The 14,019-nt window shown below is 71.0% G+C and carries 11 protein-coding genes; 3 read left to right on the top strand and 8 right to left on the bottom strand.

The window, feature by feature from the left end:
* Positions 1-57: 57 nt before the first annotated feature.
* Together ACIQK6_RS24170 and ACIQK6_RS24165 are read right to left on the bottom strand one after the other, a co-directional pair.
* Positions 58-291 (bottom strand): hypothetical protein, encoded by a 234-nt coding sequence (locus ACIQK6_RS24170; protein WP_329099305.1) that lies wholly within the window; start codon positions 289-291, stop codon positions 58-60.
* Entirely contained in the window at positions 288-1,196 is a 909-nt protein-coding gene (locus ACIQK6_RS24165; RefSeq protein ID WP_329099304.1) for an SPFH domain-containing protein, read from the bottom strand. The genes ACIQK6_RS24170 and ACIQK6_RS24165 overlap by 4 nt, the downstream gene beginning before the upstream one ends.
* Positions 1,197-1,428: 232 nt before the next feature.
* Here ACIQK6_RS24165 and ACIQK6_RS24160 point away from each other — a divergent pair, with 232 nt between their 5' ends.
* On the top strand, positions 1,429-3,702 hold the full coding sequence (locus ACIQK6_RS24160) for a transglycosylase domain-containing protein (protein WP_402695411.1): 2,274 nt from the start codon (positions 1,429-1,431) through the stop codon (positions 3,700-3,702).
* A 78-nt stretch (positions 3,703-3,780) separates the two neighbouring features.
* On the opposite strand, the gene ACIQK6_RS24155 is transcribed toward ACIQK6_RS24160, so the two are convergent.
* The 3 genes from ACIQK6_RS24155 to ACIQK6_RS24145 all read right to left on the bottom strand — a co-directional run bounded on the left by ACIQK6_RS24155 (position 3,781) and on the right by ACIQK6_RS24145 (position 8,612).
* Positions 3,781-6,066 (bottom strand): SpoIIE family protein phosphatase, encoded by a 2,286-nt coding sequence (locus ACIQK6_RS24155; protein ID WP_402695410.1) that lies wholly within the window; start codon positions 6,064-6,066, stop codon positions 3,781-3,783.
* Between the two features lie 309 nt (positions 6,067-6,375).
* Positions 6,376-7,095: a DUF402 domain-containing protein gene (locus ACIQK6_RS24150; protein WP_329099301.1), complete on the bottom strand. Its 720-nt coding sequence runs from the start codon at positions 7,093-7,095 to the stop codon at positions 6,376-6,378.
* Between the two features lie 113 nt (positions 7,096-7,208).
* A complete protein-coding gene (locus tag ACIQK6_RS24145; protein WP_329099300.1) occupies positions 7,209-8,612 on the bottom strand; it encodes a class II fumarate hydratase in 1,404 nt (467 codons plus the stop codon).
* Positions 8,613-8,745: 133 nt separating this feature from the next.
* On the opposite strand from ACIQK6_RS24145, the gene ACIQK6_RS24140 reads away from it, so the two are divergent.
* Entirely contained in the window at positions 8,746-10,251 is a 1,506-nt protein-coding gene (locus ACIQK6_RS24140) for a ricin-type beta-trefoil lectin domain protein (RefSeq protein ID WP_402695409.1), read from the top strand.
* Positions 10,252-10,367: 116 nt separating this feature from the next.
* Here ACIQK6_RS24140 and ACIQK6_RS24135 read toward each other — a convergent pair whose 3' ends face one another.
* On the bottom strand, positions 10,368-11,156 hold the full coding sequence (locus tag ACIQK6_RS24135) for a glycerophosphodiester phosphodiesterase (RefSeq protein ID WP_402695408.1): 789 nt from the start codon (positions 11,154-11,156) through the stop codon (positions 10,368-10,370).
* Between the two features lie 42 nt (positions 11,157-11,198).
* Here ACIQK6_RS24135 and ACIQK6_RS24130 point away from each other — a divergent pair, with 42 nt between their 5' ends.
* Entirely contained in the window at positions 11,199-11,369 is a 171-nt protein-coding gene (locus ACIQK6_RS24130; RefSeq protein WP_329099297.1) for a hypothetical protein, read from the top strand.
* 190 nt (positions 11,370-11,559) lie between these two features.
* Here ACIQK6_RS24130 and ACIQK6_RS24125 read toward each other — a convergent pair whose 3' ends face one another.
* Together ACIQK6_RS24125 and ACIQK6_RS24120 are read right to left on the bottom strand one after the other, a co-directional pair.
* Entirely contained in the window at positions 11,560-12,171 is a 612-nt protein-coding gene (locus ACIQK6_RS24125; RefSeq protein WP_329099296.1) for a hypothetical protein, read from the bottom strand.
* A 66-nt stretch (positions 12,172-12,237) separates the two neighbouring features.
* Positions 12,238-13,902, bottom strand: a complete 1,665-nt coding sequence (locus ACIQK6_RS24120) for a fumarate hydratase (RefSeq protein ID WP_329099295.1) — start codon at positions 13,900-13,902, stop codon at positions 12,238-12,240.
* Positions 13,903-14,019: the final 117 nt, after the last annotated feature.

Below are 14,019 nucleotides of genomic sequence, written 5' to 3'. Positions count from 1 at the left end.
TCCCGGAACGACGTACGCCCGTGGGGGCCGGAGTACCGGCCCCCACGGGCGTACGGGTCATTCTGCGGGCTTCGGAGGGCGTCCCCGGCGCGGAATGGGGCCGGGGGACGAAGGGAGGCGGCCGGCCTCGGCGAGGGCCCGGCGGAGCAGGAACTCGATCTGCGCGTTGGCGCTGCGCAGTTCCTCGCCGGCCCAGCGGGCCAGCGCGTCGTACACCTGCGGGTCGAGCCGTAGCAGCACCTGCTTGCGCGCCTGTCGGCCCGCCGGCTTCTCCTCGCCGCCGGGGGTCACTGGTAGAGGGTTCCCGTGTTGACCACCGGCTGGGCGGCGCGGTCGCCGCACAGGACGACCATCAGGTTCGAGACCATGGCCGCCTTGCGCTCCGGATCCAGGTCCACGATGTCCTGCTCCGCCAGCCGGGTCAGTGCCAGTTCGACCATGCCCACCGCGCCCTCCACGATCTGCTTGCGGGCCGCCACGACCGCGCCCGCCTGCTGGCGCTGGAGCATCGCGGAGGCGATCTCCGGAGCGTACGCGAGGTGCGTGAAGCGGGACTCGATGATGTGCACACCGGCCGCGTCGACGCGGTCGCGTAGTTCGACCGCCAGCTTCTCGGTGATCTCCTCGGCGTTCCCGCGCAGCGACAGGCCGCCCTCGTCGTGCGCGTCGTAGGGGTACTCGATGGCTATGTGCCGGACCGCCGCCTCGGCCTGGGTCTCGACGAACTCCGTGAAGTCCTCGACTTCGAAGGTGGCCCGGGCCGTGTCCTCGACCCGCCACACCACGACCGCCGCCAGCTCGATGGGGTTGCCGTAGGCGTCGTTGACCTTCAGGACGGCCGTCTCGTGGTTGCGCACCCGGGTCGAGATCCGCTCGCGGGAGGTCAGCGGGTTGGTCCAGCGCAGCCCGTCGGTGCGGATGGTGCCCCGGTAGCGGCCGAACAGTTGGACGACCCGGGCCTCGCCCGGCGCCACCGTGTTGAGCCCGCACATCGCGAACGTGGAGAAGAGGCTCAGGAGCACGCCGAGGGTGATCAGGGCCGCCTTCGCCGCCACGGCCGTCGCCACCGAGCCGGCCACGATCAGGCCGGCACTCACCAACAGGCCCAGCAGGCCGAGCAGTAGGGCCAGGCCGCCGCCGACGCTGCGCGCGGTGAACTCCCGTACTCCGTCAGGGGTGGCGTTTTCGTTCGTCATGGTTTGCCCCGTTTCTCAGCTCACGGCCGATCGGACTGTCTAGCAAAGTGATATCACTTTTTTGCGCTTCGGCAACCCTTCGGCTTAGGTGAGCGTCGGTTCCCATGACGCGGGTGCTGATTCTCACGTCCGAAATGACCGTAATTAGTCATGGTTGGCCAACTTTTGTCACAGCCTGCGGTGTTAGCTTTCTGAGCTGACGTCGGGGGGGAAATCGAGCGGAGCGGGAGCGATGGGCCGAGCAGAAGTGCGTAAGGCGCAGCAGCAGCGCGGTGCGCGGCGTGCGCCGAGCGGACGCGCGCAGGGCACCGAGGGAAGCGGAAGTACCGGAAAACGCACCGGCATACGCCGCTTCTTCACCTGGAAGAAGATCCTGGGCACGTTCTTCGGGCTGGCCCTGTTCGGCATGGGTGCACTGGTCGCCCTCTACATCTGGGTAGAAGAGCCGGACCCCAACAAACAGGCGCTCCAGCAGAGCAACGTCTACAAGTACTCAGACGGCACGATCATGGCCAGCAAGGGCAAGGTCAACCGCGAGATCCTGCCGATCGACAAGATCCCGATGGACGTTCAGGAGGCGTTCATTGCGATCGAGAACAAGTCCTTCCGCAGTGACCAGGGCGTGGACTTCAAGGGTCTGGCCCGCGGTCTGTGGAACACGGCGACCGGGCGCGGCAAGGCCGGTGGCTCCACGATCACCCAGCAGTACGTCAAGAACTACTACTTGACGCAGGACCAGACGGTGACCCGCAAGCTCAAGGAGCTGGTGATCTCCCTCAAGGTCGACCAGAGCAAGGAGAAGCCCGAGATCCTCGCGGGCTACCTGAACACCAGCTACTTCGGGCGCGGCGCGTACGGCATCCAGGCGGCCGCCCAGGCCTACTACGGCGTCGACGTCGGCCAGTTGACCCTGGAGCAGGGCGCGTACCTCGCCACCCTCGTCCAGGCCCCCAGCCAGTACGACTGGTCGACCGCCAGCGAGGAAACCAAGAAGCGGATCACGATCCGCTACAACGCCACCTTCGTGAACATGGTCGAGAACGGCAAGCTGGACGAGGCCAAGCGCAAGACGCTGAAGTTCGTCGAGCCGCAGCCGCCGCAGCCGGCGATGGGCATGGACGGCCAGAAGGGCTACCTGGTCCAGGCGGCCGAGGCCGAGCTCAACGCCCAGGGCGTCGAGCGGAAGCTGATCGAGGCCGGCGGCTGGACCTTCACGCTGAACATCGACGCCAAGAAGCAGGAGGCGCTGGAGAAGGCCGTCCAGGACGAGCTGGAGTCCAAGCTCGACCGCAAGGACACCAAGGGCAAGCCCCAGGACCAGAGCGTGCAGGCCGGTGCCACCTCCGTGGACCCGAAGACCGGTGCGATCGTCGCGATGTACGGCGGTACGAGCCTGAAGGAGCACTGGTCGAGCAACGCCCTGCGCAAGGACTACCAGCCGGGCTCGACCTTCAAGCCGATCGTGCTCGCCTCCGCCCTGGAGAACGGCGCGAAGACCCAGGACGACAAGCCGATCACGCCGAACGCGCTCTACGACGGCACCAGCAAGCGCGCGGTCGTCGGCAGCGACATCCACTTCGCCCCGCAGAACCAGGAGGACCGCAACTTCGGCACCCCGATGATGACGGTCCAGGAGGCGACCAACTTCTCGGTCAACTCCGTCTACGCGCAGATGATCGTGGACACCAAGCCGCGCAACGTGAAGAAGACGGCCCTGGCCCTCGGCATGAAGGACCGCGAGGGCTGGCCCGAGGACAAGCCGGCCATGTCGCTCGGCACCATGAGCGCCAACACCGTGGAGATGGCGGGCGTCTACGCCACCTTCGACAACCACGGCAAGAAGGTCACGCCGACCATCATCAAGAAGGCCGAGCACAAGGACCGCGAGGTCGAGCCGGCCCAGCCCATCGGCTCCCAGGCCATCAGCCGGCAGACCGCCGACACCGTCACCAAGGTGCTCACGGGCGTCGTCAACGACGAGGGCGCCTCCGGCAACAAGGTCCGCAGCAGCTCCTACGAGGCCGCCGGCAAGACCGGCACCACCGAGAACAACGTCTCCGGCTGGTTCTCCGGGTTCACCCCGGAGCTGGTCACCGTCGTCGCGATCTTCGGTGAGGAGCCCGGCACCGCCAAGCAGGTCACCCTGACCGGTACGGCCGGCCTCGGCCGACTGGGCGGCTCCAGCTTCCCGGCCTCGATCTGGAAGGCGTACACGCTCGCCGTCCTCAAGGGCAACGCGGGCAAGTTCCAGCTGAGCGAGGCGGAGATGGGCGCCGTGCAGACGCCGTCCCGCAGCGCCTCGCCGACGCCGTCGACGTCGCCGTCCTCCAGCGCTCCGGCGGCCAGCACCAGCCCGACGACGCCGACCCCGTCGACGTCCACGTCCCCGTCGCCCACCGCGACCAAGACGTCCCCGTCGCCCACGACGAGCACGTCCCCGTCGCCCACGGCGACCAAGACCGGCGGCCCCAAGCCGCCGGACCCGCCGCTGCTGCCCGAGAACTAGGCCCTGCCGGTAGACCACGCACCGCCGCCCCGCAGCCTTCCAAGGCTGCGGGGCGGCGGTCTTTTCGTTCTCGCGCGATCAGCGGCGCTCGGGCGTCGCCGGCAGCGACAGCTCGAACCAGACGACCTTTCCGCTGCTGAGTCGCGTCGCACCCCAGCGCCGGGCCATCCGGTTGACCAGGAACAGGCCGCGGCCGCCCTCGTCGGTGTCCCGCGCCCGCCGCTGGCGCGGCAGCTGCGGCGAGTCGTCGCCGACCTCGCAGCGCAGGACGTCCGTACGCAGCAGGCGCAGGGTCACGGGCCGCTCCGCGTACCGGACGGCATTGGTGACCACCTCGCTGACCAGCAGCTCCAGCGAGTCGCTCAGCTCCTCCAGGCCCCACCGGGTCAGGGCGCGGCGGGCGAACCGGCGGGCCCGCCCCGGGGCGGTCTCCTCCGGGTCCAGGAACCAGTAGGCGACGTCGCTGGGCGCGATGCCGTCGAACCGGGCCGCGAGCAGCGCGATGTCGTCGTCCCGGTCGCCCGGGCCGAGCATGTCCAGGACGTCGTCGCAGAGCGCCTCCAGCGGCGGCGGGTGGTCCAGGCCCGTCAGCTGGGCGGTGGTGGCCAGGCGCTCGCGGAGCTGCTCGATGCCGGTCCACACGTCCCGCAGGCGCGATTCCACCAGACCGTCGGTGTAGAGCAGCAGGGTGCCCCCGGCGGGCGCGTCCAGCTCCACGGCCTCGAAGTCGACGCCACCGACGCCGATGGGGGCGCCCGGGGGTACGCGGAGCACCTCCGCGCGGCCGCCCAGGTGCAGCAGCACCGGCGGCGGATGGCCCGCGTTGGCGATGGTGATCCGGTGCGCGACGGGATCGTAGACGGCGTACAGGCAGGTGGCCATGCGGTCGGAGCCGAGGCGCTGCGCCTGCTCGTCCAGGTGGTGCAGGACCTCCGCGGGCGGCAGGTCCAGCTGCGCGAGGGTCTGCGCGGTGGTGCGCAGCTGACCCATGATCGCGGCGGAGGTCATGGAGTGGCCCATGACGTCGCCGACGACGAGCGCGACCCGGCTGCCGGGCAGCGGTATGGCGTCGTACCAGTCGCCGCCGACCCGTGCCGTCTCGGCGGCGGGCAGGTAGCGGGAGGCCAGCCGCACCCCGGTGGGCTGCGGGAGGCCGTCGGGCAGCATGGTGCGCTGCAACTCGTCGGCGATGTACGCCTCACGGCCGTACAGGACCGCCTTGTCGATGCCGAGCGCGGTGTGCGTGGCCAGCTGGGCGGCGACCAGGAGGTCGTTCTGCTCGAACGCGGGACGCTCGGGGCTGCGCAGGAACACGGCGGCGCCGATCACCCGGCGGCGGCCGCGCAGCGGTGCGAGGACGGCCCGGTTGCCGCGCGGCAGCGGGTGCTCCACGCCGAGCAGCTCGGGCAGCGCGGCCCGGGCGGCGGCGGAGGACCCGAAGACGGGCCGTACGCCGCGCAGCACCTCGGCGAGCGCGCCGCCGGGCCGGATCTCGCACAGCTCGGCCGCGGGCAGGTCACCCTGCGGTCCGACCAGCGGCAACTGGCTGAAGTCGAGCTCGCCGGTGGCCCCCGCGGCCCCGGCGAGGTCCATCCCCGCGCCGATGGTGCTGCTGATGTCGGTCAGGTCGTCGATCGGTCGGAGCCGATCGGTGCGCCGGAGCCTTAATACGACCGGGCCGACGGGCCGCTCGTCGCCGACCGGGAGCGGGTCCCGCAGGTAGACGAGGATGGCGTCCGAGAAGGTCGGTACGGTCGCCCGGCACAGGCCGAGCACGATCTCGTCGAGGTCGATGCCGCGGGCGATCCGCCTCGTTGCGGCGCCGACGAAGCGCAGCCGGTCCCCCTCGCGGCGCGCGACGGTCACCTCTGCGACCGGTACGCCGCCCGCACCGCCCCCGTGGCGTCCGGCGCCGCCGTCACCGCTCGTGAGCGTGCCGGCCGCGGGGCCGATTCCGTCATCGGCCATGTCGTCACTCCCGCCGCGCGGGCGCGGGGCCTCGTCGGGACCACCGTGCCCGGCCGCGCCGATCGACGCGTCCAGGCCGCTCGCACCGGGCCGGGGGCGGGCCGCGCCCTGGCCGGGCTCGGCCGCGGCCGGCACCTCGCCGGGGACGGCCGCGTTGCGGCGGGGCCGGGGGAGCCCGGCGCTGCCGCCCGCGCCCGCCGCGGAGCGGGCCGCTCGCGCGTCGGAGGCGGCCGCGGCAGCCGTGCCGTCCGGCTCCGCCGCCGCGCCGGTGCCCGCGGCATGCGTGCGTACGGCCTCGGTGGCGGCGATGGGCGCCTTGCCGTGGCCGGCCTCGTCCGTACCTCCGCCGGAGGCGACGGGCTGCGGGCCCTCCTGGGAGGTGGGGTACTCCGTCACGCGTGGATTTCCGTCCGTTTGCGCTCGATGTGCGCTGCACTCAACTCGGTCAGTCGCGGTATACCCGCTCAGCGGCCGGGGCACCATCACCCCGAGGTTCCTGCCCCAAACTTCTCTCCCAACCTCCGGCCGGGAGGTGCCCCTGACGGACCCCCGCCCCCTCGTCGCCTCTCGTCGTGCGTCCGACCTCCGGTCAGATCCCGTGTGCGGAGCGGCACTTGCGCAACGGCGCAGCGGCCGCACCGTCCCGCGCGCGTGACCTCGTGGAGGACGATCCTACGTTTGAACCCTGGGGGCGCATCAAGGGTCTCATGAGGTCATATGCGCCGGGGTGGTGTCCCAGTCATCCGGAAGGGCCGGAATCCTCCAGGCTGGATCCGGCCGCCAGTTCTCCCAACCGCCGGAGAACGGGGCTCCCCATTCCTCGATCACCTCGACCGCCGCGCGGCCGGACTCGCGTACCCGGTCGGCCTGCTCACGGTCCATCAGACCGCACTGCTGGGCCTGGGCGAACTCGTCCTCGTCCAGCCACTTCCAACTGCGGTCCGGATGGACGGCGATGTCCAGGAAGTGGTCCACGGAGTCCACTCCGCCGGCCCAGCGCGAGCGCGGCTCCTCCAGGTTCACGTACCAGTTCTTGAACTGCCAGCCGGGGCCCCAGAACAGCCACACCGACCAGGGTTCCCCGGGCCGGGCCAGCTTCAGGACGCCGCTGCCGAACCAGCGCGACCGCGCGGTCGTCCGCGGTGCCGTGTAGCGGGTGGCGAGCGGCTCCGCGTGGACGGAGGTGCCGTCGGCGAGGACCGGCTTGACGCACTCGGTGCCGGGGGCCATCCACACCGCCAGCAGCTCGTCCGTGTCCTGTACCACGGTCACCGGGCGGCAGATGTGGACCGGGCCCTTCAGCCCGGGGGCGTGGTCGCGGTAGCGCCAGAGGACCTGCTCCCCGGGTGCCCAGCGCGGGCCCTGCGCGGGACTCCGCGGCGCGCTCGGCGCCGCGGAGTCCCGGGGCTTGAAAGTACCTGTCATGCGCAGATCTTAGGGCGGGGGTCCCCGCGCCCGCTGCGGCGCAGGTCACCGGGGGGGTTCGGCGGTGACGATCGACCGGATCCGGCCCCCGTCCGCGGGTGCGCCCGGACGGGTCAGGGACGCGTCATGCGCAGCACGTCGAGGGCCTCGTCGAGCTGCTCCAGGGTGAGGGCGCCGCGCTCCACGTAACCGGACTCCAGGACCACCTCCCTGATCGTCTTGCGCTCGGCGAGGGACCTCTTGGCGACCTTCGCGGCCTCCTCGTAGCCGATGTAGCGGTTGAGCGGGGTGACCACGGAGGGCGAGGACTCGGCGTATTCCCTGGCCCGGGCCTCGTTGGCGGTGATCCCGTCGATCGTGCGGTCGGCCAGCAGACGGCTCGCGCTGCCGAGCAACCGGATCGATTCGAGGAGGTTCCTGGCCATCACCGGGAGCATCACGTTGAGCTCGAAATTGCCGGCCGCGCCCGCCACGGCGACGGTCGCGTCGTTCCCCATGACCTGTGCGGCGACCATCAGAACGGCCTCCGGGACCACCGGATTGACCTTCCCGGGCATGATCGAGGAGCCCGGCTGGAGATCCGGGAGATTGATTTCGGCCAAACCGGTGCGCGGTCCGGAAGCCATCCAGCGGAGGTCGTTGGAGATCTTGGTGAGGGAGACGGCGATCGTGCGGAGCATTCCGGAGGTTTCCACGAGGGCGTCCCGGGCCCCCTGCGCCTCGAAGTGGTCGCGGGCCTCGGTCAGCGGCAGCCCGGTCGTGGCGGCGACTTCGGCGATCACCGCGGCGGAGAACCCGGGCGGGGTGTTGATGCCGGTGCCCACGGCGGTGCCGCCCAGCGGCAGCTCGGCCAATCGCGGCAGGGCCGCCCGCAGTCGCTCGATGCCGTAGCGGATCTGGGCGGCGTACCCGCCGAACTCCTGGCCGAGGGTGACCGGGGTGGCGTCCATCAGGTGGGTCCGCCCGGCCTTGACGACCTGGGCGAACGCGTCCGCCTTGCGCTCCAGCGCCGCCGCCAGGTGTTCCAGGGCCGGGATCAGCTCGCCGGTGACGGCGGCGGTGGCGGCGATGTGGATGGACGACGGGAACACGTCGTTGGAGCTCTGCGAGGCGTTGACGTGGTCGTTGGGGTGGACCTCGCGGCCCAGGCGCTCGGTGGCGAGGGTGGCGATCACCTCGTTGGCGTTCATGTTGGACGAGGTTCCGGAGCCGGTCTGGAAGACGTCCACCGGGAAGTGGTCGTCCCAGCGGCCGTCCGCGACCTCCGCGGCGGCGGAGCGGATCGCGTCGGCGAGGTCCTGGTCCACCACGCCGAGCTTCGCGTTCACCACGGCCGCGGCGGCCTTGATCCGGGCGAGCGCCTCGATGTGGGCGCGCTCCAACCGCTGCCCGGAGATGGGGAAGTTCTCCACCGCGCGCTGGGTCTGGGCCCGCCACTTGGCGTGCCGGGGTACCCGTACGTCGCCCATGGAGTCGTGCTCGGTCCGGAACGCGTCGGCCTGCTGGTCATCCGTCATTTCTATGGCCTCCTCAAAAACTTGAGCAATTGTCTTGTTCGAAGTGTTCCCAACTCCCCTACCGGCCAGTAAATACCGGGGGTAACACCCATATCCGGGGAGGCGTTCCATGGCACGTGTCCGTACGAGACCAATGCTCAGATCTACCTTCGCCGCCGTCCTGGCGATCGCGGCCGGCCTGGGGGGTGCCACCGCCGTCACCCCCATGGCCCAGGCGGCGCCCGCTTCGGGGGCCGTTGCAGTGCCGCTGTCGCCCGAGCTGGAGGCCGTCCGGGCCGCGGAGGCGACCAAGATCTACGGCGATCCTGCCGTACGTCCGCTGAACGAGCGCAAAACCGGCTTGATATCGCTGGGCGACAGCGAGATTTCGGGCGAAGGCGTCGGCACCTACGACCCCGCGACCAACACGCCGAACAACCAGTGCCACCGTTCGCCGGACGCGGCGATCCACCGCACCGGCATCCCGGCCGACCTGACCTTCAACGTCGCCTGTTCCGGCGGCTACACCGGCAACATCAGGATCGGCGGCACCAAGCAGTACGCCGACGAGCTGGTGCAGAGCGACAACCTGGCCGTCAAGGCGCGCAACACGAAGATCAAGATGGTCCTGCTGGTCGCCGGGGCCAACGACGACCTGCAGTTCGGCCCGGTCATGACCGACTGCGTGACCCGCTGGGTGCTCATCCAGGGCACCTGCGAGCCCAAGTACGGGCCCGGCTGGCCGGCGCGCGTCGACGGGCTGAAGCCCAAGGTGGAGGCCACGGTCGCGGACCTCAAGACCGTCATGCGCGACGCCGGTTACGCCGACTCCGACTACAAGCTCGTCGTGATGGGCTACCCCAGTCCCATCGGGCCCGACTTCTACGACAACCCGAACTTCCCCGGCAAGCTCCCCGGCGGCTGCGCCGGATACGACTCCGACGCCGCCTGGGGCCGCAACCACGCGGTGCCCGCCTTCGAGAAGGGCGTGCGCGCCGCGGCCCTCGCCTCCGGCGCGGTCTACCTGGACAACTCGCGGCTCTTCCACGGCCACGAGGTCTGCATGGAGGACACCTGGGCCCGCGGCCTCTATCTGGACCTCGGGGACCACTTTCCGTGGGACGAGAACACCGCCCGCCAGTCCTTCCACCCCAACTACCGCGGCCACGGCGCCTTCGCGTCCTGCCTGACCCAGCTCTACGACTCGGGTCTGCGCGAGGCCTCCTGCGCCGACCCCGCGAGCACCGGGACGCCCGTCCTGCAGGCCGGCGCCTGGGACGACAAGTTCAAGGCCCTCAAGAACGAAGCGACCGGCAACTGTCTGGACTCCTTCGGCGGCTCCAGCACCAACGAGACCAAGATCGCCGGATGGGACTGCCACGGCGGTCGCAACCAGGGCTGGTGGTACGACGGCGTCCGCAAGTCCGTCCACATCGAACTGACCCAGGACCGCTGCCTCGACGTCCCCGGCGCCCGCTACGGTTCCGGCACCGGCCTGATCATCTGGAACTGCCACGGCGGCGCGAACCAGCAGTTCGTCCGTGACGGCGCCACCTTCCGCCCCGCCGCCGCCCCGGGCATGTGCCTGACGGTGGCCGCCGCCCACGAGCCGCTGCGCCTGCAGACCTGCAACGGGTCGGCCGACCAGCGTTTCGTGTAACCGCCCCGCACCCGCGGCCCCCGTCACCCGCAGCCCCCGCACCCGCAGCCCCCCACACCCGGCCGGCGCACCCCGGCCGGGTGTTTCCCGTACCGGTCCCGCCGACGGGCCGCGCGTCAGATGCCCGCCAGCTGCTCCCGCACCTGCCCGGGCCGGTTGGTGATGATCGTGTCCACGCCGAGCCGGACGCACAGCTCCACGTCCTCGGGCTCGTCGACCGTCCACACCCGCACCCGCAGCCCCTTCGCCTTCAGCCGCGCCACCAGCCCCGGATCCTTGCGGACCAGATCGATGCCCGGCCCGGCGTGCCCCGCGAACGGCGGCCGGAGCGGCCGCAGCCGCCGCTCGATCAGGTAGACGGCGGGCAGGCCGGGCGCGAGCCGGTTCAGCCTGATCAGGGCGTTGCGCGAGAAGCTCATGACCTCGACCAGACCCGACGAGCCGTCGGCCAGACCGTGGTCCTTCAGGACCCGTACGAGTTCGGCCTCCAGCCGGCCGCCGGCGCGGGTGGGGTGCTTGGTCTCCACGGCCAGCCCGACGGGGCGGCCGGCGGCCAGCGCCTCCTTCAGCAGGTCCTCGAAGAGCAGCACCTGCGCCCCCCGGTGCTCCGCGCCCTTCCAGCCGCCGAAGTCGAGCGCGGACAGCTGTGCGTGGGTCATCTCGGAGACCACCCCGCGGCCGTCGGAGGTCCGCTTTACTCGCCGGTCGTGCACGCACACCAGCTTGTGGTCGGCGGTGAGGCGCACGTCGCATTCGAGCGCGTCGGCCCCGTCGGCGATGGCCTGCCGGTAGGCGGCGAGGGTGTGCTCGGGGTGCTCGTGGGAGGCCCCGCGGTGGGCGATGACCCGGACGGCGCGGGCGGTGGCGGGGAGCGCGGTGGCGGGGAGCATGGACTGCCGGTTCATGGGACAGACGTTATCCGGATGCGGTGACCGGCCCGGTGCCGCATGCTGCTCGGATGCCGGAACAGGAGATGTACGCCGTCCTGCGAAGGCGCGGTCCACCTGCCGGTCGGCGGCCCCGACGGGGTGCCGATCGCCCGGCTGCGCCGGATGTACGGGCTGACGATCGCCGAAGTGGCGGCCGCGGAAGACGGGGTACCGGGCCACCCCCGTTGAGGCCCGGTACCTGGTGGGCCCGACGCCGTGACTACGACGTCGGCCGCGGGGCCAAGGGCGCAGGCGACCCGTTCGACTACGGGAACAGCCTCGCCGGGCGCCCGCCGGCCTGCCATCTGCCGATGGGCGGAGATGCCTGAGGGCCCCTCCCCCGAACGGGGGAGGGGCCCTCAGGTCATCGCGGCCCCGGTCACCCCAGGGCGGAGTCCGCCGCCACGTGGAAGACCCGCGAGAGGCCCGCACGCACGGCCCCCCGCCTGGTCAGTACGGACCGGTCGACCCCTGCGAAGACGAGGGCGAGCGCGATGTCGGCCCCGAGGGCCCGGCCGGCCACGTTCACGTCGACGCGCTTCCACTTGGCGATGCCGGATTCCTTGACCTTGACGGTGACACCGCGGTCCTCGTTGTCCGCCTCGCGCATGAGGACGTACTCCCGGCGGTTGACCGCCCAGAGCCGGTACCGGTCGCCGGCGTGCTTCATGTGCAGGGCGCGGCCCCGATGCGTGGCTCCCCACCGGTTCCGCTTCAGGTACACCACGGCGTCCCCGATGCGCAACGTCGCCCCGTTCAGCGTCGGCCGCTGGGTTGTCGTCACGTGCATGCCGCGCGATTCGAAGACGGCCTCGGGGATGTGGTGACCGGCGACCTCGGTGGACCGGACATCGTCCCGCGCATGCGGCAACGAAGCCACGGTGATCTCACCCCACTCGGGGGACTTCCCCTCCCATTCGATCCGGCGGCGTTCGTCCTTCTCCCCGCCCTGCCATGCGCGCAGCACGAACGGGGCGCTCTGGGTGTGCACGTCCTGTCCTCCCGGTCGGCCGGGTGCCCGGTGGCGTCGCAACGCCCCGGGCTCCCGGCCGTCGCGCTACAGACCCGGACCGCGGACCGGGATGTGGGTGAAGGTCGGCTCCGGGGCCGGGTTCTGGAAGAAGTCGTTGCCCTTGTCGTCGACCACGATGAAGGCCGGGAAGTCCTCGACCTCGATCTTCCAGACCGCCTCCATGCCGAGCTCCTCGTACTCCAGGACCTCGACCTTCTTGATGCAGTCCTGGGCCAGGCGCGCCGCCGGCCCGCCGATCGAGCCCAGGTAGAAGCCGCCGTGCCGGCCGCACGCGTCCGTCACCTGCTGGGAGCGGTTGCCCTTGGCCAGCATGACCTTGGAGCCGCCCGCCGCCTGGAACTGCTCGACGTAGGAGTCCATGCGGCCGGCCGTGGTCGGGCCGAAGGAGCCCGACGCGTAGCCCTCGGGGGTCTTCGCGGGGCCGGCGTAGTACACCGGGTGGTCCTTCAGGTACTGCGGCATCTCGGCGCCCGAGTCCAGCAGCTCCTTGATCTTGGCGTGCGCGATGTCGCGCGCCACGACCAGCGGGCCGGTCAGCGACAGCCGGGTCTTGACCGGGTGCTCGGTGAGCGTCGCCAGGATGTCGTCCATCGGCTGGTTCAGGTCGATGGAGACGACGTCCGAGGCCTCGTTCAGGTGCTCGTCCGTGGTCTCTGGCAGGAAGCGCGCGGGGTCCCGCTCCAGCTGCTCCAGGAAGACGCCCTCGGCGGTGATCTTCGCGGTGGCCTGGCGGTCCGCCGAGCAGGACACGGCGATGGCGACCGGCAGGGACGCGCCGTGCCGGGGGAGGCGCACGACGCGGACGTCGTGGCAGAAGTACTTGCCGCCGAACTGCGCGCCGATGCCGATCTTCTGGGTCAGTTCGAAGACCTGCTGCTCCAGGGCCTCGTCGCGGAAGCCGTGGCCCAGCGGGGAACCCTCGCGGGGCAGCTCGTCCAGGTAGTGCGCCGAGGCGTACTTGGCGGTCTTCAGCGCGTGCTCGGCGGAGGTGCCGCCGACCACGATCGCCAGGTGGTAGGGCGGGCAGGCCGCCGTACCGAGCGAGCGGATCTTCTCCTCCAGGAACTTCATCATGGAGGCCTCGTTGAGGACCGCCTTGGTCTCCTGGTAGAGGAAGGACTTGTTGGCCGAGCCGCCGCCCTTGGCCATGAAGAGGAACTTGTACGCGCCGCCGTCGGTCGCGTACAGCTCGATCTGCGCGGGCAGGTTCGAGCCGGTGTTCTTCTCCTCCCACATGGTGAGGGGGGCCATCTGCGAGTAGCGCAGGTTCAGCCGCGTGTAGGCGTCGTAGATGCCGCGGGAGAGGGCGGCCTCGTCACCGCCCTCGGTGAGGACGTTCTGGCCGCGCTTGCCCATGACGATCGCCGTGCCCGTGTCCTGGCACATCGGCAGGACGCCGGCCGCCGCGATGTTCGCGTTCTTGAGGAGGTCGAGCGCGACGAACTTGTCGTTCGCGGAGGCCTCGGGGTCGTCGATGATGCGACGCAGCTGTGCGAGGTGCGCGGGGCGCAGGAAGTGCTGGATGTCGTGGATTGCCTCTTCGGCGAGCTTGCGCAGCGCCTCCGGCTCCACCTTGAGGAACGTACGGCCGTCCGCCTCGAAGGTGGACACGCCCTCGGCGGTCACCAGCCGGTACGGGGTGGTGTCCTCGCCCAGGGGCAGCAGGTCGGTGTACGCAAACTCTGGCATGACGGCAGTCATTCCTCACTCGGCAGACGGCGCTGACGACCAATTGGCAGCGCGGCTAACCAGCGTAGGACCTCTCCCCGGGGGCGTGTCTGTGAGGTAAGGCTCACTCGGCAGTAT

Source organism: Streptomyces sp. NPDC091682 (assembly GCF_044756625.1).
GTDB lineage: Bacteria > Actinomycetota > Actinomycetes > Streptomycetales > Streptomycetaceae > Streptomyces.
This window is presented reverse-complemented; position numbering and strand designations above follow the sequence as displayed.

Excerpts from the sequence above, each read along its gene's own strand:
- ACIQK6_RS24165 (WP_329099304.1), bottom strand. The coding sequence starts at position 1,196 with ATGACGAACGAAAACGCCACCCCTGACGGAGTACGGGAGTTCACCGCG.
- ACIQK6_RS24150 (WP_329099301.1), bottom strand. The coding sequence starts at position 7,095 with ATGACAGGTACTTTCAAGCCCCGGGACTCCGCGGCGCCGAGCGCGCCG.
- ACIQK6_RS24145 (WP_329099300.1), bottom strand. The coding sequence starts at position 8,612 with ATGACGGATGACCAGCAGGCCGACGCGTTCCGGACCGAGCACGACTCC.
- ACIQK6_RS24135 (WP_402695408.1), bottom strand. The coding sequence starts at position 11,156 with ATGAACCGGCAGTCCATGCTCCCCGCCACCGCGCTCCCCGCCACCGCC.
- ACIQK6_RS24140 (WP_402695409.1), top strand. The coding sequence starts at position 8,746 with ATGCTCAGATCTACCTTCGCCGCCGTCCTGGCGATCGCGGCCGGCCTG.
- ACIQK6_RS24160 (WP_402695411.1), top strand. The coding sequence starts at position 1,429 with ATGGGCCGAGCAGAAGTGCGTAAGGCGCAGCAGCAGCGCGGTGCGCGG.
- ACIQK6_RS24120 (WP_329099295.1), bottom strand. The coding sequence starts at position 13,902 with ATGCCAGAGTTTGCGTACACCGACCTGCTGCCCCTGGGCGAGGACACC.
- ACIQK6_RS24130 (WP_329099297.1), top strand. The coding sequence starts at position 11,199 with ATGCTGCTCGGATGCCGGAACAGGAGATGTACGCCGTCCTGCGAAGGC.